Annotated in this window: 19 protein-coding genes; 13 read left to right on the top strand and 6 right to left on the bottom strand. The window is 39.4% G+C overall.

The window, feature by feature from the left end; all coding sequences use genetic code 11:
• Nucleotides 1-79 precede the first annotated feature (79 nt).
• The 7 genes from nifB (at nucleotide 80) to SJPD1_RS06055 (ending at nucleotide 7,322) form a co-directional block, all read left to right on the top strand.
• On the top strand, nucleotides 80-1,510 hold the full coding sequence (gene nifB / locus SJPD1_RS06085) for a nitrogenase cofactor biosynthesis protein NifB (protein ID WP_096046427.1): 1,431 nt from the start codon (nucleotides 80-82) through the stop codon (nucleotides 1,508-1,510).
• A 107-nt stretch (nucleotides 1,511-1,617) separates the two neighbouring features.
• Entirely contained in the window at nucleotides 1,618-2,730 is a 1,113-nt protein-coding gene (gene nifV, locus SJPD1_RS06080) for a homocitrate synthase (RefSeq protein WP_096046426.1), read from the top strand.
• Between the two features lie 4 nt (nucleotides 2,731-2,734).
• Nucleotides 2,735-2,992 (top strand): hypothetical protein, encoded by a 258-nt coding sequence (locus tag SJPD1_RS06075; protein WP_096046425.1) that lies wholly within the window; start codon nucleotides 2,735-2,737, stop codon nucleotides 2,990-2,992.
• Nucleotides 2,985-3,980 (top strand): leucine-rich repeat domain-containing protein, encoded by a 996-nt coding sequence (locus SJPD1_RS06070; protein WP_096046424.1) that lies wholly within the window; start codon nucleotides 2,985-2,987, stop codon nucleotides 3,978-3,980. The genes SJPD1_RS06075 and SJPD1_RS06070 overlap by 8 nt, the downstream gene beginning before the upstream one ends.
• A 35-nt stretch (nucleotides 3,981-4,015) precedes the next feature.
• Nucleotides 4,016-4,678, top strand: a complete 663-nt coding sequence (locus SJPD1_RS06065; RefSeq protein WP_096046423.1) for a uracil-DNA glycosylase — start codon at nucleotides 4,016-4,018, stop codon at nucleotides 4,676-4,678.
• The gene (locus SJPD1_RS06060) at nucleotides 4,675-6,018 is read left to right on the top strand and encodes a hypothetical protein (protein ID WP_096046422.1); all 1,344 of its coding nucleotides are present in this window, start codon (nucleotides 4,675-4,677) and stop codon (nucleotides 6,016-6,018) included. Before SJPD1_RS06065 ends, SJPD1_RS06060 begins: the two co-directional genes overlap by 4 nt.
• A 128-nt stretch (nucleotides 6,019-6,146) precedes the next feature.
• Nucleotides 6,147-7,322 carry an MFS transporter gene (locus SJPD1_RS06055; protein WP_096046421.1) on the top strand — a complete coding sequence of 392 codons (1,176 nt, stop codon included), beginning with the start codon at nucleotides 6,147-6,149 and terminating at the stop codon, nucleotides 7,320-7,322.
• Here SJPD1_RS06055 and SJPD1_RS06050 read toward each other — a convergent pair.
• Nucleotides 7,319-7,693 carry a YbgC/FadM family acyl-CoA thioesterase gene (locus tag SJPD1_RS06050; RefSeq protein WP_096046420.1) on the bottom strand — a complete coding sequence of 125 codons (375 nt, stop codon included), beginning with the start codon at nucleotides 7,691-7,693 and terminating at the stop codon, nucleotides 7,319-7,321. The genes SJPD1_RS06055 and SJPD1_RS06050 overlap by 4 nt on opposite strands.
• Nucleotides 7,694-7,718: 25 nt before the next feature.
• Nucleotides 7,719-8,246: a peptide deformylase gene (gene def / locus SJPD1_RS06045; RefSeq protein ID WP_096046419.1), complete on the bottom strand. Its 528-nt coding sequence runs from the start codon at nucleotides 8,244-8,246 to the stop codon at nucleotides 7,719-7,721.
• A gap of 143 nt (nucleotides 8,247-8,389) precedes the next feature.
• Between def and SJPD1_RS06040 the strand changes: the two genes are divergently transcribed.
• From SJPD1_RS06040 to SJPD1_RS06025, 4 genes are all read left to right on the top strand, one after another.
• Nucleotides 8,390-8,782: a thioredoxin fold domain-containing protein gene (locus tag SJPD1_RS06040; RefSeq protein WP_096046418.1), complete on the top strand. Its 393-nt coding sequence runs from the start codon at nucleotides 8,390-8,392 to the stop codon at nucleotides 8,780-8,782.
• 63 nt (nucleotides 8,783-8,845) lie between these two features.
• On the top strand, nucleotides 8,846-9,157 hold the full coding sequence (locus SJPD1_RS06035) for a DUF6172 family protein (RefSeq protein ID WP_096046417.1): 312 nt from the start codon (nucleotides 8,846-8,848) through the stop codon (nucleotides 9,155-9,157).
• Between the two features lie 64 nt (nucleotides 9,158-9,221).
• Complete coding sequence (locus tag SJPD1_RS06030) at nucleotides 9,222-9,662, top strand: methyltransferase family protein (protein ID WP_168171334.1); 441 nt, start codon at nucleotides 9,222-9,224, stop codon at nucleotides 9,660-9,662.
• Between the two features lie 62 nt (nucleotides 9,663-9,724).
• Nucleotides 9,725-10,513, top strand: coding sequence for a methyltransferase domain-containing protein (locus tag SJPD1_RS06025; protein WP_096046415.1), 789 nt, complete (start codon nucleotides 9,725-9,727; stop codon nucleotides 10,511-10,513).
• Between the two features lie 23 nt (nucleotides 10,514-10,536).
• Here SJPD1_RS06025 and SJPD1_RS06020 read toward each other — a convergent pair whose 3' ends face one another.
• Together SJPD1_RS06020 and ercA are read right to left on the bottom strand one after the other, a co-directional pair.
• Complete coding sequence (locus tag SJPD1_RS06020; protein ID WP_096046414.1) at nucleotides 10,537-12,300, bottom strand: putative bifunctional diguanylate cyclase/phosphodiesterase; 1,764 nt, start codon at nucleotides 12,298-12,300, stop codon at nucleotides 10,537-10,539.
• Nucleotides 12,290-13,441: an alcohol dehydrogenase-like regulatory protein ErcA gene (ercA, locus tag SJPD1_RS06015; protein ID WP_096046413.1), complete on the bottom strand. Its 1,152-nt coding sequence runs from the start codon at nucleotides 13,439-13,441 to the stop codon at nucleotides 12,290-12,292. Before ercA ends, SJPD1_RS06020 begins: the two co-directional genes overlap by 11 nt.
• A 265-nt stretch (nucleotides 13,442-13,706) precedes the next feature.
• Here ercA and SJPD1_RS06005 point away from each other — a divergent pair, with 265 nt between their 5' ends.
• Nucleotides 13,707-13,967, top strand: a complete 261-nt coding sequence (locus SJPD1_RS06005; protein WP_096046411.1) for a helix-turn-helix domain-containing protein — start codon at nucleotides 13,707-13,709, stop codon at nucleotides 13,965-13,967.
• A gap of 47 nt (nucleotides 13,968-14,014) precedes the next feature.
• Complete coding sequence (locus SJPD1_RS06000) at nucleotides 14,015-14,455, top strand: methyltransferase family protein (protein WP_096046410.1); 441 nt, start codon at nucleotides 14,015-14,017, stop codon at nucleotides 14,453-14,455.
• Between the two features lie 3 nt (nucleotides 14,456-14,458).
• Here the strand turns inward: SJPD1_RS06000 and SJPD1_RS05995 are convergent, their stop codons facing one another.
• Together SJPD1_RS05995 and SJPD1_RS05990 are read right to left on the bottom strand one after the other, a co-directional pair.
• On the bottom strand, nucleotides 14,459-15,910 hold the full coding sequence (locus SJPD1_RS05995) for a KAP family P-loop NTPase fold protein (RefSeq protein WP_096046409.1): 1,452 nt from the start codon (nucleotides 15,908-15,910) through the stop codon (nucleotides 14,459-14,461).
• A 37-nt stretch (nucleotides 15,911-15,947) separates the two neighbouring features.
• Nucleotides 15,948-16,832: a 3'-5' exonuclease gene (locus SJPD1_RS05990; protein ID WP_096046408.1), complete on the bottom strand. Its 885-nt coding sequence runs from the start codon at nucleotides 16,830-16,832 to the stop codon at nucleotides 15,948-15,950.
• Nucleotides 16,833-17,092 lie beyond the last annotated feature (260 nt).

The following is a 17,092-nucleotide window of genomic DNA, read 5'->3' as shown; positions in this document are numbered from 1 at the left end:
ACATTTAAAGACTCGTTTTTTACTTTCCAAGGAACACTTTGTGCAAACTTTAGAGTAAAGAAATTCTAAAGGATCGCACATGAGTTGTTCTTGCACATCATCCACTAACACACAAAATGAACTTCATGCTAGCATCATGCAAAAGATTAACAACCACCCTTGTTATAGCCAAGATGCCCACCAACATTATGCGCGTATCCATGTTGCAGTAGCTCCTGCATGTAATATCCAATGCAACTACTGTAACCGTAAGTACGACTGTTCAAATGAAAGTCGTCCCGGTGTTACGAGCTATAAACTAAGCCCCGAAGAGGCGGTGAAAAAAGTCTTACATGTAGGCGGACTTATTCAACAACTCAGCGTCGTGGGCATTGCAGGACCAGGGGATGGACTTGCCAATCCTAAGCAAACGTTCGAGACATTTGCCCTTTTAAAAAAATACGCGCCTGACATCAAACTCTGTCTTTCAACCAATGGTTTGATGATTCATAAGCATATTGATGAGATTGCAAAATATAATATTGAGCATGTGACTGTGACCCTTAACTCTGTTGATGAAACAGGTGAAATCGGCTCTAAAATCTATCCGTGGGTTTTTTACGAACACAAAAAACACCGAGGTGTTGAAGGGGCTAAACTGCTGCTTGAAAAACAGCTTCTTGGCATTCAAATGTTGGTTGAGCGAGGTATTCTTGTCAAAGTCAATTCCGTCTTAATTCCAGGTATCAACGATGAGCATCTTCCGCTTGTTGCTAAGAAAGTCAAAGAGCTCGGTGTTTTCATTCAAAACGTCATGCCAATCATCTCAAAACCAGAATACGGTACCAAATTTGGACTAGATGGCGTACCAAGTGCAAGTCATAAACAACTGATGAAAGCGCAAGAAGCCTGTGATATCAATGTAAAATTGATGCGCCATTGTCGCCAATGCAGAGCTGACGCGGTTGGTTTGCTGGGTGAAGATCGTAGCGATGAATTTTTCAAAGAGAGTTTCGCTGACAAAAGTTTTGCAGAACTTTCTCATCATTACAACCTTAACCAACGTATGAAAACACATGAAAACATCGAAACATGGAGAAGAGCATTACGTGCCGCCAATGGCAAAATCACTCAAGAAGATGCGACAAATAAAGATGAGCTTAGCTCTACTGGCGATACGATGCTTGTCGCCGTTACCACTCGTGGAAATGGGCTCATTAACGACCATTTTGGGAGTGCGAAAGAGTTTTTGATCTACGAAGCTGGTGATAAAGCAATTAAATTTATTATGCACCGTAAAGTTGAAAATTCTTACTGTATGGGGAAAGAGAACTGCAATGGAACCTATCCCATCGAAGAGATCAAAAATGCCCTCTCCGATTGCCATCTTCTCTTGACCCAAAAAATTGGCGAATGCCCACAAAAAGAGCTAGAGAGCATTCACCTTACGTGTGATGAGAGTTTTGCGGATGAGCCGATTGAGATTTCTGTTCTAAAAGGTGTGCGTAAGCACTTTTTTGCTGCTTCTTAATTAAGTGACACGCTTTTAGGGCAAAGTTCTAAAAGCTACGCTAACGCTTAGTTTTCTTCGGCAGAAAGCCCACGCACCCTTGGTGCTTATGAATGAAGGAAAAAATGATGATTATCAACGATACCACACTTAGAGATGGTGAACAAGCACCTTACGTTGCCTTTAACACCGATGAAAAAATCGCCATCGCATCGGCACTTTATCTTGCAGGTGCCGATGAGCTTGAAGTGGGTATTCCAGCGATGGGTGCAAAAGAGCAAGCGGATATCAAAGAAATCCTTGCCCTTGATCTGCCTCTTCGCATTATGAGTTGGAATCGTGCCACGATGAGTGATTTAGAAGCATCACTCTCTTGTGGACTTAAAGCAGTTGATCTCTCTATTCCCGTATCAGACATTCTCATTGAAGCAAAATTTGGAGGCGATAAAGCACGCCTTTTAAAAAACCTTGAAGAGGTTTTACATGTAAGCAAATCTGAGGGTCTTTTTGCCTGCATTGGGGGCGAAGATAGCTCTAGAGCAGATAGAGGCTTTTTGAAAGAGGTCATGGAGTTAGGAACCAGTCTAGGAGCCAATCGTTTCCGTTACTGTGACACGGTGGGCATTATGCGTCCTCATCAAATTTACGAGCATATTTCCTACCTCACAGGCCTCAATCTTTTAGAGATCGAAATGCACACGCACAATGACTTTGGTATGGCAACCGCTAATGCTATCAGTGGACTCGAAGCAGGAGCGCTCAGTGTCAATACAACCGTCATTGGACTCGGTGAACGCGCTGGAAATGCGAGCTTTGAGCAGGTTCTAATGAGCCTGGCTCATCTTTTTGGCGAAGAGCGTGTGATTAACCCCGATGCACTGAAACATGTCGTGCAGTTGGTTGAAAAAGCGTCCAACCAAAGTATCTCTGCTACGATGCCGATTGTCGGTAAAAATATCTTTTCACATGAATCGGGTATTCATGTCAATGGCATGATTAAGCACGATAAAGCTTATGAAGCCTTTTCACCTCAAAGTGTCGGAATGACACGAAGTTATCCTATTGGAAAACATTCAGGCAGTTCAACACTTCTCTTTCATCTTCGTGCGATGGGGTATGAACCCGAAAATGAAGTCATCAATAAAATGCTTCCACAAGTGCGTGAAATGGTCACCAATCGTAAAAAAGTTCTCAACAAAAAGGAGCTAAGAGCGCTCTATATCGCTTCAAAAGCTGGATAAATTAATGGAAGAATATGCCTCTAAAATCATCTGTGAATGCGGTCAAAAAACCATTCAAGACGCTATTGATATTTTTAGATCTACTACACTACCCTATAAAAAAGCCAAAAAACTCGTCACGGGTTGTAATCAAACTTGCTGTAGAAGACCTTTGATGGCACTCTTTAATATGGTAGAATTCGGTGAAATTGATTACGAAGAGATTGCCTTTTTAATTGATCAAAAGAATAGTAGATTTGAGCAAGGAGAGAATGATGAGTGAGAGTATTCGCGATTTTGCACATTGGATCAAATCCCAAGGCTTGGAGCACACTTTGCCCCGTGAACTCTCAAAACTGGAAAGCCTCACGACTCTTGATCTCAGTCGAAAAAAGCTCAAAAGTCTGCCTGAAAGCATTAAGGCACTTCAAAACCTTAGCATACTCAAAATTTCAGGTAATAGACTCACAGAGCTTCCACAAAGCATTTGCACCCTTAAAAATCTTCGTAATTTACAGTGCGAAAATAACCTATTGCAAAGCCTACCTGAAAATTTTGGAGAGCTAAGTTCTTTAGTCATTTTAAATCTCAATGGGAATCAACTGACCTCCCTGCCACACAGTTTTTATAATCTGTCTAAACTGACGAGACTTACCCTTGCCGTCAACCGTTTAAGTCACCTTGATGTTGCCTTTAAAAACCTCAAAAAACTTTTACATGTAAGCTTGGATACCAATTATTTTGAGTCTTTGCCTGAAGTCTTTAGCTCAATGCAATCCCTCTATTATTTGGATCTTTCATTTAATAAACTCACCACATTGCCTCAGTCTCTCGGTGAAATCAAAGAGCTTGAAACCCTTATTTTAGAAGGAAATCTTTTACAAAATCTTCCTTCCTTAGAAGCCCACGATATGTTGGTTAAACTCAATCTTGCCTCCAATCACATTGCTTCCATTGATTTTGATCTTTCTAAATTAGAAGATTTACAAATTCTCTCTTTGGAAAACAACTTACTTGAGCACGTTCCTAGTACATTATGTAAACTTGAAAAACTCACCTCATTAGACCTCAGTGCTAACCGTCTCAAAAGCCTTCCTGAATGCATCGGAAACCTATCGCATCTTTATGAATTAGATATTGAAGAAAACCTCTTAGATACTCTTCCAAACTCCATTCAAAAGCTAACAAACCTCAAAAATCTTTTTATTGCCAATAACCACCATTTGCAAAAGCCAGACATCCCCTCTTTAGAGTATTGTGACATCGAATAAGGATATTTTAACTCCCGCTAGGCTACCATATAAGAATGACTCACATTGAAAAGATACGACTTTTAAAACTTTTATACCAGTACAGAGCTCTTGGATTTGAATTCTTTCAAGAGTATCGACCGCTCTCGTTGAGCATACAACCTGCCCTGTCACAGAATTTAGAAGAGTTAAAAAGTAGTGTCGCAGGATGTCATCTTTGTGCACTTGCCAAAAGTCGTAAAAATGTCATTTTTGGTGCAGGTAATCTGAAAGCCAAAGTGATGTTTATAGGCGATAATCCAGGTGTTAGCGAAGATGAAACAGGAATGCTCTTTACGGGTAAAAGCGGCGAATTGCTTGCAAATATGATCGAAAAAGTTCTTTTGATTCCCAAAGAAGATGTCTATGTCACCACGATTTTAAAGTGTAAAACACCGGATAATCGCGTTCCAACACCTGAAGAAGTCGCTTGTTGCAAACCTTACGTGATGCAACAGATTCAAACCATTCGACCACAAATTATCGTCGCACTTGGATCGACCAGTTTTCATCATCTCACAGGAGAGTATGATACACCCATTGATAAAATACGTGGCACTGTGCTCAATTTTGGTGAAGCCAAATTGATTCCCACGTTCCACCCAAGTTTTTTACTGCGAAACCCTAGCGCTAAAAAAGAGGTTTATGCAGATATGCTAAAAATAAGGAGCATGTTATGAGATTTTGGTTGACATTATCCCTCAGTTTATTCATCTTTGCAGGCTGTACAACCCAAGCCCCAGAGCCTTACACACCCAGTACCTACAATGTATCAACGAGTATGAAAAAAGCTCCTAATCAAAAAAATACTTCAACGTACCCAGGCTCAGAAAAACCGCTTGCAAAAACGACAACCCCCTCTAGCAGTTCAAAAATTACAGAGGCGCAGTCCTCTTCAGCCCCTGTGACAATTGACAATACAATTACGTCAACCACGATTGCAATGGCGACGCCAACACCGAGTACAACCGTTGAACAACCAAAACAACCTATCAGTTCAGAAGAAGCAACATCCTCACAAGAAACCGACACCTCCGTGGCAACGTTAGAACCTGTTCGTGCCGCCTCTATGCCAAAACCGCTAAACGATGACAGCACTATCATTAAAATTGCTGTTTTAGTCCCTCAAAAAACCATTAAAAAATATGCTATTACTTCAGTAAACTCCGTCATTGCATATTTATTGTATAAAAACTACTATTTTGATCTCAATGTTTTCAATACAGGGGATGAAAGAGAAGATTCAATTGCTAAAGCGCTCTCTGACATTAAAGCAGGTGGATACCACTACATCATAGCCCCAGTAACGGCGGATGGTGCGCAAATCATTGCCAACAATGTTCAAGACACTTTTGTCTTTATTCCGACACTCAATCGTTCTAATGTCCGAAGTGCAGGCTCTAACATTATCTTTGGTGGTATAGATTATGACCAACAAATTGCCCTATTGGCAACAAAAGCAAATGATCGCGTTGGAACATTTGAGGATGGAAGTAGCCTAAGCTATCAACTCAATGGACTGATTAAGAAAAACAGCAATCATGTCTTTTACGAGAAACGTGTCGAAAATTCTAAAATGAACTATAAACAACTTTTTAAAGGGAATAGCTCTTTAAATAACGCAACACTCTATCTCAATACGCCACTGGTAACATCCAGCCTGATTGCTTCACAACTTCGTGCCAACGGTATTAACCCCTACATGCTGCTTTCAACGCAGATCAACTATAACCCTTTACTGCTTTCTCTAACACAGTATGAAGATCGTGACCAAATGTATATCGCCAACTCCATCCAAAAAGCACCTCCTTCACTTGAAGAGATCAATGCTTTATTTGGACATGATATTGTTTACGATTGGGTCAATTACTCAACCTCAGTTGGAGCCGATTATCTCTGCCAGCAATTCTTTGATGGAAAGATATCAAGAACCTTTAAAGAGAATATCTCTGGCAACCAAGTCACTTACAATACCTCATTGTACCAACCAGGTCGCAATGAGTTCATTCGAGCAAATTAGCCTTTTTCTGTAAGAAGCTACTACGTATATAATGTAGCAGCTTCTTACAAAACAGAGTGCCAAGCTCTAATCTTTTATCGTCTCAACAGTTTTTTACACAACATTTACCATTAAATTGGAATACTATAATGGAAAACATCAATAAAAACATTATCGCGTTAGGTGTGAACAGTTTTTTTACTGATTTTGCGACAGAGATGATACTTCCCCTCTTACCGCTTTTTTTGGAACGATTTTTACATACCACAAAATCTGATATTGGCATTATCGAAGGATTTGCAGAACTGGGTGTTGCTCTTTTGATTGCAGTTTCAGGATTTTTATCCGATAAATTGGGACACCGAAAAATGCTCACAATCATAGGGTATGGATTTTCAAATCTTGTGAAGCCGTTAGCCTATTTTGCAAGTAGCGCCCTTATGGTTGGTATTGTCCGCGTGGGGGACCGTTTTGGTAAAGGGGTTAGAAGTGCACCAAGAGATGCCTTGATTTCTGCCTTTTCACCAGCACAGAGAAGTGGTTTTATCTTTGGTTTTCACAAAATGATGGATAGTGCTGGGGCTATTGCAGGATCGTTATCCGCATTTTTGCTTTTACATTTCTATGGAGAGAGTGAAACGACATTTAGGCTTGTATTTGCCCTTAGTTTTATTCCTGGTATGCTAGCACTCTTGATTTTGATTGTGTTTGTATCGGATGTCAGGACGCCCCCTATTCCTTTTCGCTCATTTAGACCCTTTTCACTTTCAAAGCAATTTTATGGGTTAGTTCTCTTTCAAGTGGCATTCAGCCTTATTGCAATGAATTACTCTTTTATGGTCTTAAAATCAGGCGATAATGGACTTGCGCTCATGATGATACCTTTAGCTTACACTCTTTATAATTTCACACAGTCTCTCTTTGCCATTCCCATTGGGAAACTGGCGGATCGCTTAGGCAAACCCATGATGCTGAGTTTTATGTATGCCTCTTTTGGGTTATCGTCATGGTTTATGACATGGCAAAGCCCTATGGGTGCATGGATTGGATTTGGATGTTATGGCTTTTTTGCAGGTGGTTTTAATGCTTTAGCAAAAGCCATCATATCCGATACCACACCCAAAGAGCTCAAAGCCTCCGCATATGGCATCTATTATGGCTGTGTTGGAACGGCAACCTTTATTTCTTTAACTATGGCTGGTTATATTTGGGATCATTACGATGCACAAACTCTTTTTCGCATCGTCACTCTGGGCGCGTTTACCTTAGCATTCATACTCTTTTATGCCAGAGATATTTTTAGCCCAAATGTACAAAGACCTTAAAGTAAAAGGTCTTTAAAAAAAGCTTTTGTTTCATCGTCAATTTTACAGGGTTTTCCCTCTTTGACATACGCAAGGGTGGAAGTCATCGCAAAAAGTTTTACATCGTCTTTCCAGACTTCTTGCTTCAAAATCAATGAAGCATTTTTAAGCTCCATTAGTTCATTTTTAACCTCAATGAGATCACCCAATTTGGCAGATTTTAAAAAATCTGCTTCAAGATGACGTACCACAAAATGCCCACCATTTACCGCAGGACTTCTTCCATGTTCATAAAAAAGATCACTACGAGAGCGTTCACAAAATTTAAGATAATTGGCATGGTAAACCACGCCACCTGCATCGGTATCATCGTAATAAATGCGTGTTTTCAAAACCCTACTCCTTCTGTTTTATAGTTTACTGTGCAAGGATGCGTTGATACTCTTTTTCCATCACAATGTCATGGGTCGATTCTACTCTATCGATAAACACTTTACCGATGAGATGGTCATATTCGTGCTGAAAGACACGTGCAACAAAGTCGCTGTAGATGACGTGGTGTTCATTTCCATCTCTGTCGGTGTAGGCAACCTCGATTTCGCTGTAACGGGGCACTTGCGCCCTGATTCCTGGAAGACTCAGGCACCCTTCCCAATCTTTAAGCATTTTGTGGGAATGTGAGATAATTTTGGGATTGATCAGTGCGGTTGGCTCCATCTGAGGCGCAGAAGGGTAACGCTCACTCGGTTCAGAGGCAATAATCACAATCGCCAAAGAGCAATTCACTTGAGGAGCAGCAATACCCACCCCTTGGGAGTCTTTACATGTAACGATCATATCATCAATGAGTGTTTGAATTTGAGGGGAAGAGGCATCCTCAACTCTTGCGGCCATATTTCGGATAACAGGAGAGCCTAATTGGTAAATTTCACGAATATTTGCCATGATTGAGTATTCCTTGGCATTAAAATAGCGTGTAATTTAACATATCAACACTTTAACTATACCTATTTCCCTAGTTCAATATGCTTTTATCAAGCTTGTGTTAGAGTTTTGGTTCAATTATCTTTCATTACAAAGGTTAAAACATGTACGCATTTCTTAGAGTATTGTGTGTCGTATTGTTCAGTATGGCAACACTGCATGCCAGTTTTTTAGAAGAAGAGAGTGCCAAAGCGATTAAAGAAAAAAAGCTTATTCTTGTCAATATTGTCAGTGAAAATTGCCCGTACTGCAAACAAATGACGAAAGAGGTTTTCAATAATCCTACCTACCGTAACAAGATTGACCAGAAATATGTTTTGGTTGTTATTGATCAGATGGATCCTGCTTTGCCTGATGATTTGCATACCAAATATACCCCTGCCAATGCTATTCTCTCCCCCACTCGCCACACCATTCTTGAAGGGTACACAGGTTATATGGATCCTCCTGCCTTTATGGCCATTCTTGATGAAGCCTACAAAACAGAATTTAAATAAATTCGCGCTCAAAGGTGAAATAAAGTACAATGTCACACTTAAATAAAATCTAAAAGGCAAGCCTTGAAAAAGATATTTCACCTCCAAGTTGAGAATAAAAACAGTGACCGACTTGTAGATGCCATCAAACATGAAATTCGTAAATACATTAAACGTGAACGCGCGAAAAAAACACCTGAGGGCTTCCATTTTTGGGAGTTTGAGTGCCGTTTTGGTGAAACAAGCGAAAATGCAGAAGCCGTTCACCAAGCCGATCTTAGTGAAGAAATCGACAAAGCGCACAGTGCAAAATGGAGCGAGTGTTATGTCGAAATCATCGCTGTACCTGCTAAAAAACCTGCCACGCCTGCTAAAGTCGTAGAAGAGAAAAAATAATCTTTACATGTAAAGCCTCAACACCTGAAATTGGGGCTTTAAAATGTTTACGCAAAGAGTTAAAATGAAGAGCCAAACCTACTCTTACCTCTTAGTATCGTTACAATTCATTTTCATCGCAATCTTACTGATAAAACATGGCTTGCACATACCCAGTAACTTTGCTTTATTCATTTTGTTTCTAGGCTGTGGCTTTGGACTTTATACGGTAAGACACAACCCACTTGGCAATTTCAACATCACGCCCGAAATCAAAGAAAATGCCTCACTCATTACCACAGGAGCCTACCGCTACATCAGGCATCCCATGTATTTTTCAGTCCTTTTGATGATGCTGGGGATTGTGGTGTCTCAGCCTACAATTCTCAGTCTTTTTATCTATATGCTTTTAGTTGTAACGTTATTTTTGAAAGCACAAAAAGAGGAGATGTTGTGGATAAAGCAGTCTTGTGAGTATCAAAATTATAGGCAAAAGACAAAAAGAATTATTCCGTTTGTTTTATAGGTCTTGACATTAAAGTAAATTTCGTTATATTTTTAAATATATAATGATTTTAAGGATTTTTCATGAGCTCAAATATAGCACTTTGGAACTCTTTTTCAAAACAATACCCACAGCAAGACGATGCTTCCATCAACAAAGATGCTCATTATATTATTGAATGGATCGAGAGTTATGGAATCTCTTTTGAAAATTATTCGCTCTTAGACATTGGGTGCGGTACGGGTGCTTTTTCGATTCCTTTAGCACAGAAAAAGGCTCATATCACAGCACTTGATATCTCTTATGATATGCTCAAAATCGTCCATGACAAAAGTGTAGAATGCGATGTAGGTGCCTTCATTACCCTTCAACATGACAGCTGGAGTACCTTTTCACGTACACAAACTTTTGACATTGTCCTTGCATCGATGACGCCTGCGATCAGCTCTACCTATGACATTGACTGTATGCTTCAAGCCACAAAGTCTCTTGGCATCTTTGTGGGATGGAAAAGATATGAAAACAATACCTTACTTGATCTCTTACTCTTAGCCCATAACGCACCCGAACACTATTCCAATCGAAGCGTAGAAGTTAAAGAGTTTCTGCACACTTTAGAAAAAGCCTCTATCGCGTACAATGTACACTATTTTCCAACAACATGGAAACGTACTTATACCTATGAAGAGGCCAAGAACTATGCCTATAAACAACTCTTAAACCACCAAATCTTTCCACAAGAAGAGAAAATAGACGCCATTTTACATGACATCATGGTAGACAATCGCATCGTCTCTGAAAACAAATCGATTAAAGGTGTGGTGCTCTTCTCAAAATGTGCTCTTTTAAAAGAATTTAGCCTTGTCTGTTAGAGAATTTTTTTACATGTAACGCGTTACGTATCTAAAAAGAGGCGTTCTATCTCTTTGGCAGGCATTGGTTTTCCAAAAAAATACCCTTGGAACAACGTACAGCCATTCTCTTCTAAAAAATTAAATTGTTCTTGATCCTCAACACCTTCGGCAATCACATCCAAATCAAAGTTGTGTGCCATCTCTATAATGGTCTTAACAATCATCGCATCATTGTTGTCATTGCCAATGTCACGGACAAAGGATTGGTCGATTTTGAGTTCATCCAACGGCAATCGTTTCAAATAAGAAAGCGAAGAGTACCCAGTACCAAAGTCATCGAGTGAAAAGCCGATGCCAAGGGAACGGAGTGATTCTATCTTCACAATCGTTTCACTTACATTCTCAACAATTAAACTCTCCGTTAACTCCAATTTTACCTTCCCCGTCTCTACGCCACTTTTTGCAACAACCTCAGCAACCGTGTCGTAAAAAGAGGCCTCTTGAAACTGTTTGACGCTCACATTAATCGATACATGTAAATGTCGATCTGGATACATTTTGATCCATTGGCTGAGTTGGTCGCATGCTTTATTGAGCACCCAAATTCCCACAGGAATAATCAGTCCCGTCTCTTCCGCTAGTGGAATAAACGCATTGGGAGGGACGAGTCCTTTTTGAGGATGATTCCATCTCACCAGTGCTTCAACACCCACTATTTCACCCTTTAAGTTGACTTGGGGTTGGTAAAAAAGCGTCAACTCATCTTGTGTAAGCGCAATTCTTAGTTCATGCTCCATCGTTGTTTTTTGCTCAATATTCTCTTGCATCACAGGGTCATAAAAACAGATACGATTCCGCCCTAGTTTTTTAGCTTGATACATGGCAATATCGGCTTGCTTTAGTAATGTCTCTTTACTTTTTGGTCTAGCGTTAAACAGCGCAATACCAATACTCGAAGAACACGTATGTTCATAGCCTAAAAGATTGTAGGGCTCATTTAGGAGATATTTGATGCGTGTCGCAAACTTTTCAGCCTCCAAGGCTGCTTTGTCTTCTTCAGCATGAAGTCCTTCTAGTAAAATAATAAACTCATCACCGCTCATACGTGCTAATGTATCACCATCGCGAAGAACACTTTGAAGCCTACTTGCCACCTGAATTAAGAGCTCATCCCCAATGTGATGCCCTTTCGTGTCATTTAACGCTTTAAAATTGTCAAGATCTATCATCAAAAGTGCACCTACTTTGTGATGCCGTTGGCTTTTAGCCAGAGCCATTGCCATACGATCATGAAGCAGTTGGCGATTGGGAAGGTGAGTTAGAGAGTCATAAAAAGCTAAAGTATGAATCTTAGACTCTGCATGCTTGCGCTCAGAAATATCTTTACCCAAAATGACATAATAATTTTGCGCACTAAAGTTGACATATTGCAGTACAAATTCCATGGGAACTGCGCCCGAAGAATTTTCAATGATCGTCTCAACGATAGAACAATGTTCACACTCCTGAGACAAAGCATTCAAAGCATCCATGACATGAGGAGGAAACCACTGCACAAGCTCACTTCCCATTAAACTCTCTTTGGATGCTTCAAAGGTTGAACAGACAATGGCATTAGTATCGATAATGCGTAAACTCTCTGCATCGACTAAAAAAATTAACTCCCTAGAACGATCCAAAAGACCATGAAAACGCTCCAGTTCCACGATTCTATCTTGAAGCTGTGGATAGTAGCTTTTACGAACAGAACTCTCCCCTAAGCCAATAATTTTAGTGCGTAAGTCGTCACTGTTCTCATAAGGCATGGATCAAAATCTCCTCAACATCATGCTGGCTTGGCATAATGGGATTGGTCACAATGCACGCATCTTGCAGTGCCATCGAAGCAAGATGGGGAATGATCTCTTTGGTAACACCTAGCGCACCTAAACGCTGTGTCAATCCAAGAGAGAGCTTAAACTCATGGATATCCTGTACGATTTCATCGCAATTAGGAGTACCTTTCATACCCTTATAGGAGGCAATCGTTTGATAGCGCTCTTTCGCATGAGGAAAATTATATGCCACCGCATGCTCCAGTAAAATAGCATTGCACAGCCCATGCGGTAAATCAAGCCATCCTCCTAAAGAGTGCGCTATCGCGTGGATCACACCCAGCGAAGCATTGGAAAAAGCAAGACCGGCAAGCAGACTTGCCATCATCACCGAAGCGCGCGCTTGTATATCAAAAGGCTGTTCAACGACACGGGGTAAATTTTTTGCTAAAAGCGAAATAGCTTCCAAAGCATATAAATCCGTAATCGCCGAGTTGGCATTGGAGACATACGCTTCAACAGCATGGGTCATCGCATCAAGTCCAGTGTTGATGGTGAGTTCTTTATCCATACTCATCGTTGTTTCAGGGTCAATCAATGAAACATCCGGTACGATAGACTTACTAATAATAGCAATCTTCACATGCCGTTTAATATCGTTAATAATCGCAAATTGAGAAACATCCGCTGCCGTTCCTGCGGTTGTGGGAATACAAATAAGGGGAGGCAAAGGGTAGAGAATTTTATCGACACCTTCATACGCTAAAACGTCGCCCATATTGGCAACAACAATGCCAATACCTTTAGCGCAATCCATCGGACTTCCACCACCAATGGTCACAATACCATCGCATTTATGCTCACGGTAAAGCTTCACACCGGCTAAAACATTGGTATCTCTTGGATTGGGGACGACATCATCAAAGAGTATCGAGTAAATATTTTCCGCTTCCAATGCTTTCGTAACATCTTCAACCCAACCAGCGCGAATGACGCCAGGATCGGTAACGATTAAAACCTTTTTTATACCTAAATTTTTGGCATATTTTCCCGCCATTTTTCGAGCATCTACACCAAACACAAACTCGGGAGCAACGCATTTTCGCAAGGATAGCTCAATATGTTTAATCATTCTTTTGATCCTCCCATAAAGGAACATTGCATTCATGCTAACACAACCAAACTTAAAAGAAAAGCTCTACGTAACTTCAGGTCAAATATGCCACAAAACCTTTTCTATCGTGGTTATTGATGACACTATTTTAATTTTGTATGTGAGGGAGAATGGCTTTACATGTAAAATATTTCTTCTATTTGACAACCATAATTTGACTAATATATTTGACATTTACTTTATAAAATTATAAAATATACAGAATATTAGTCAAGGAATAATGATGGACGTAAGAGAGTTTGGAAGTTACATCGCCACACTTCGCAAAGAAAAAAAAGTATCGCAAGAACAACTTGCTCGTGACCTTAACATCTCTCGTGCCACCATCAGCTCCCTTGAAAATGGCACAAGCTCCGATGTCGGCATCAAAAAAATACTCCAAATCCTTGACTACTTAGGGTATGAGCTTACATGTAAAGAAAAATCACCCTTCCCTACGTTTGAGGAGCTAAGAGATGAAAGAGTGCATGAGTTACAAAAATAGCTTACATGTAAAAGTATTTTAGACCCATTTGTAGAGCATAATGTATCATGACTTCAAAAATATACTCTTACTTCTTAGTCTCATTACAATTCATCTTCATCGCGCTCCTCGTCATACAGCACGGCTTGCATGCACCAAGTAGCTTTGCTTGCTTCATCGTTTTCCTAGGCGGTGGCTTTGGGCTCTATACGCTAAAATGCAACACCCTTAGCAACTTCAACATCACCCCCGAGATCAAAGAAAACGCCTCACTCATTACCACAGGAGCCTACCGCTACATCAGGCATCCTATGTATTTTTCAGTCCTTGTGATGATGTTTGGGGTTGTGGTATCTAAGCCTTCTGTGCTGAGTCTTTTTGTCTATGTGCTTTTGGTTGTAACGCTTTTTTTGAAAGCTCAAAAAGAGGAAATGTTGTGGATGGTAGAGTCTAGTAAATATAAAAGCTATAGGCAAAAAACAAAAAGAATTATTCCGTTTGTTTTGTGAAACTCATTTAGCCTTAGAGATAATATCAAATTGACCACAATGCAAAATTTTATCTTTATAGGTTTGAATAGAACTTTTTAATACCTCTGAACTAAGACGGCTTGTAATACCTTTTTCATTTTCAATTAAATTATATATGTTGTTTTCTATTGGATTTTCTGAACGATCATATATATTAAAAAATGTTTTTATTGCAATATTTTCTAACTTGCTATACCGCTCAATTATCTTAGTCAACAATATATTTTTACGAGCTTCATTTCCTATAACATAACGTTGATTGACCCCAATAGTTTTATCCACATTTAAGGGGCAATCTACCGATGTTATCCAGTCTGATTTTGTTAGATATTTTTCAAAATCACTATTAGATTTATGTTTTAGCATAATTAGAAATAACATATAGATTAAGTGGATTTTATGCTCCTCATTCCATGTCAAACAAATGGTTGATAACATGGAAACCGTTTGTTCTATATCTCTGGGTACAAGTTTAAAAAACTGTGCCATTAGCTCAAATGCAACGATATTTAGATTTTTTTCTTTATACTCATTTTCTTCAAAAGGAACAAAGAATTTGTCGTGATTGAGCAAATTATAGTGGTTAAAAAGATAATACGCAAAGTCATAAACCTCTGGTGTTTTTAGTGTGTATTCTAAATCAAAAAATCTTTTCAAATATTTTTCGGATGCAAAATTGACACCATAGACGGCATTGATGGAATGAGACAACTGTCTTGAATCCGTAGCAATGATAAAGTAAACACCTTCAATATCAAAAAGATGTTTGATATTTTCAAGAAGTTCAATAGCATAATTTGGTCGGCATCTGTCTAATTCATCTATCAGGATAAAAAGCGGAAGTTTTTTATTTTTATAACTCTCAATTTTTGTTAAAAGATTTTTCATATTCTCTTTAAAATCATTGATGCTATTTTTAGTTCTAAAATGTTCTTCAAGTGTTATTTTGGTCATATTACTTACTAAAGTTGAGACTTGATTTTCAACTTTATTTTTATCAAGTTCTTTGTCTTCAGATAGCATTTCATTAAGTTGGTCTACGCTGTATCCTGTAAAGCGTTTTGCAATAATTGAAAAAATAATTGGTAATGAAAACTCGGCAATCTTTTTTAAAATATTTTTTGCTTTCTGCTCTCTTTTATCTAAATATTCGTCTAATTGTCCATTTAACTCTGACATAAAAGCGAGCAAAGGCTCTTTCGTATAGTCATTTTTCCACGCGTCAAAATAGACAACAGGATGTCCATCAACCGCAAATTTATTGGCTAATTGTTGTAAAAAATATGTTTTTCCATATCCCCATTCCGCATTAATATTTAATGTAAATGGTTTTAGAGGAATCTGTTCATATCTTTTAAGAAGATAGTTTTTTAAAGAGTCTGCTTCTTCGCTTCGTTTTAATAAATCCTCAGTCAAATTAAATTTACTTTGCATACTTCAAAAATCCTTTTATATTTTTATAATAGTCCATTTACGGATACGAAACCAACACTTTCTCGATCGCCTCTTTGAGTTCAGTATTCAGGTTATCCATCTTAGTCACCATCCATACAAGATAGTTACGATCAAGCTCTAAAACTTCCTCGGGCGTTTTGCCTGCGTATTTGCCGAAGCTGATGGTTAGGGTGACGTTCTCTTTTGTGGCATCAAGCGCGTGGAGTATGGAAGCTTTGACATCGGCGTCTAGTCCGTTGGCGTTTAGCATGTAGTGGAGGTCTTGGCGATCACTCTTTGCAACATCGACGAATTTTTTGCCTTTGTTTTTTCCGTAAGGAATGTGACTTAAGATGATGGGCTCGGAGCAGAGAAGAATCATTTTGGGTATGGAGTGTTCTTCACATAGGCGTTCAAAGAGGTGTTTGAGTACGATAACATCTCCCAGTGCGTCATGTGCCTTGATGGTAATGCCAAGCTTTTGAGCCAATTCCTCTTCTTCTTTGTAGAGTCCCCATTGGTAGCGTTTAAACTGCAAGCTAAACGAGCCCTCAAGCGGATAGTAGGCACGTAAAATGCGAAAGGTGTCGATGAGATTCATCTGTGAGCTAAAGCCCTCTTTGGCAAGCATACCAAGATCAAACGCGGCATTTTGAATGACGATGATGTTGGTTGGGATGTTGAGTTCACACAGTCTTTTAAACGCTTTGGTTTGCACGCACGTTGGCTCACCTTCAACCATTTCAGGGGTAATGTGGTGAATCGCCATCGCTTCAAACGAGATCGGAAGGGGCGGTTTGCACAGGTCGTTATGAATTTCCTCTATCTCAAACTCTTCATTCATCACTAAATAACTGAGCTGGCAGATGCGGTCTTTTTCAAGCATGCCTGTCGTTTCGGTATCTAATACAATAATCTTCATGGCGCACCTTCATCGTTATATGGGTTTCATTGTACGTCAAACTAGCTTTTAACTCTTTTACATGTAAGAGACTTTTTGCAAAAAGTCTAAGCACCAAAGGTGCAAGGGCTTTCTGCCGAAGAAAATACAGTGTTAACGTAGTTTTTAAAGCTTTGCTTTTAAAACGTGTTAAGAGTTCTGCAAGAAGTCTTATATAAATTCATACTCAATTCATCTTATTCATCTAAAATTGTCATTAAATTATAACTCGTAAGGAAATT

It is taken from the genome of Sulfurospirillum diekertiae (genome assembly GCF_002309535.1).
Classification (GTDB): domain Bacteria; phylum Campylobacterota; class Campylobacteria; order Campylobacterales; family Sulfurospirillaceae; genus Sulfurospirillum; species Sulfurospirillum diekertiae.
Note: the sequence above shows the minus strand (reverse complement) of the source record. Positions and strands in the feature narration are given on the sequence as shown.

Excerpts from the sequence above, each read along its gene's own strand:
- nifB (WP_096046427.1), top strand. The coding sequence starts at position 80 with ATGAGTTGTTCTTGCACATCATCCACTAACACACAAAATGAACTTCAT.
- nifV (WP_096046426.1), top strand. The coding sequence starts at position 1,618 with ATGATTATCAACGATACCACACTTAGAGATGGTGAACAAGCACCTTAC.
- SJPD1_RS06075 (WP_096046425.1), top strand. The coding sequence starts at position 2,735 with ATGGAAGAATATGCCTCTAAAATCATCTGTGAATGCGGTCAAAAAACC.
- SJPD1_RS06070 (WP_096046424.1), top strand. The coding sequence starts at position 2,985 with ATGAGTGAGAGTATTCGCGATTTTGCACATTGGATCAAATCCCAAGGC.
- SJPD1_RS06065 (WP_096046423.1), top strand. The coding sequence starts at position 4,016 with ATGACTCACATTGAAAAGATACGACTTTTAAAACTTTTATACCAGTAC.
- SJPD1_RS06060 (WP_096046422.1), top strand. The coding sequence starts at position 4,675 with ATGAGATTTTGGTTGACATTATCCCTCAGTTTATTCATCTTTGCAGGC.
- SJPD1_RS06055 (WP_096046421.1), top strand. The coding sequence starts at position 6,147 with ATGGAAAACATCAATAAAAACATTATCGCGTTAGGTGTGAACAGTTTT.
- def (WP_096046419.1), bottom strand. The coding sequence starts at position 8,246 with ATGGCAAATATTCGTGAAATTTACCAATTAGGCTCTCCTGTTATCCGA.
- SJPD1_RS06040 (WP_096046418.1), top strand. The coding sequence starts at position 8,390 with ATGTACGCATTTCTTAGAGTATTGTGTGTCGTATTGTTCAGTATGGCA.
- SJPD1_RS06030 (WP_168171334.1), top strand. The coding sequence starts at position 9,222 with ATGAAGAGCCAAACCTACTCTTACCTCTTAGTATCGTTACAATTCATT.
- SJPD1_RS06025 (WP_096046415.1), top strand. The coding sequence starts at position 9,725 with ATGAGCTCAAATATAGCACTTTGGAACTCTTTTTCAAAACAATACCCA.
- SJPD1_RS06020 (WP_096046414.1), bottom strand. The coding sequence starts at position 12,300 with ATGCCTTATGAGAACAGTGACGACTTACGCACTAAAATTATTGGCTTA.
- ercA (WP_096046413.1), bottom strand. The coding sequence starts at position 13,441 with ATGATTAAACATATTGAGCTATCCTTGCGAAAATGCGTTGCTCCCGAG.
- SJPD1_RS06005 (WP_096046411.1), top strand. The coding sequence starts at position 13,707 with ATGGACGTAAGAGAGTTTGGAAGTTACATCGCCACACTTCGCAAAGAA.
- SJPD1_RS06000 (WP_096046410.1), top strand. The coding sequence starts at position 14,015 with ATGACTTCAAAAATATACTCTTACTTCTTAGTCTCATTACAATTCATC.
- SJPD1_RS05995 (WP_096046409.1), bottom strand. The coding sequence starts at position 15,910 with ATGCAAAGTAAATTTAATTTGACTGAGGATTTATTAAAACGAAGCGAA.
- SJPD1_RS05990 (WP_096046408.1), bottom strand. The coding sequence starts at position 16,832 with ATGAAGATTATTGTATTAGATACCGAAACGACAGGCATGCTTGAAAAA.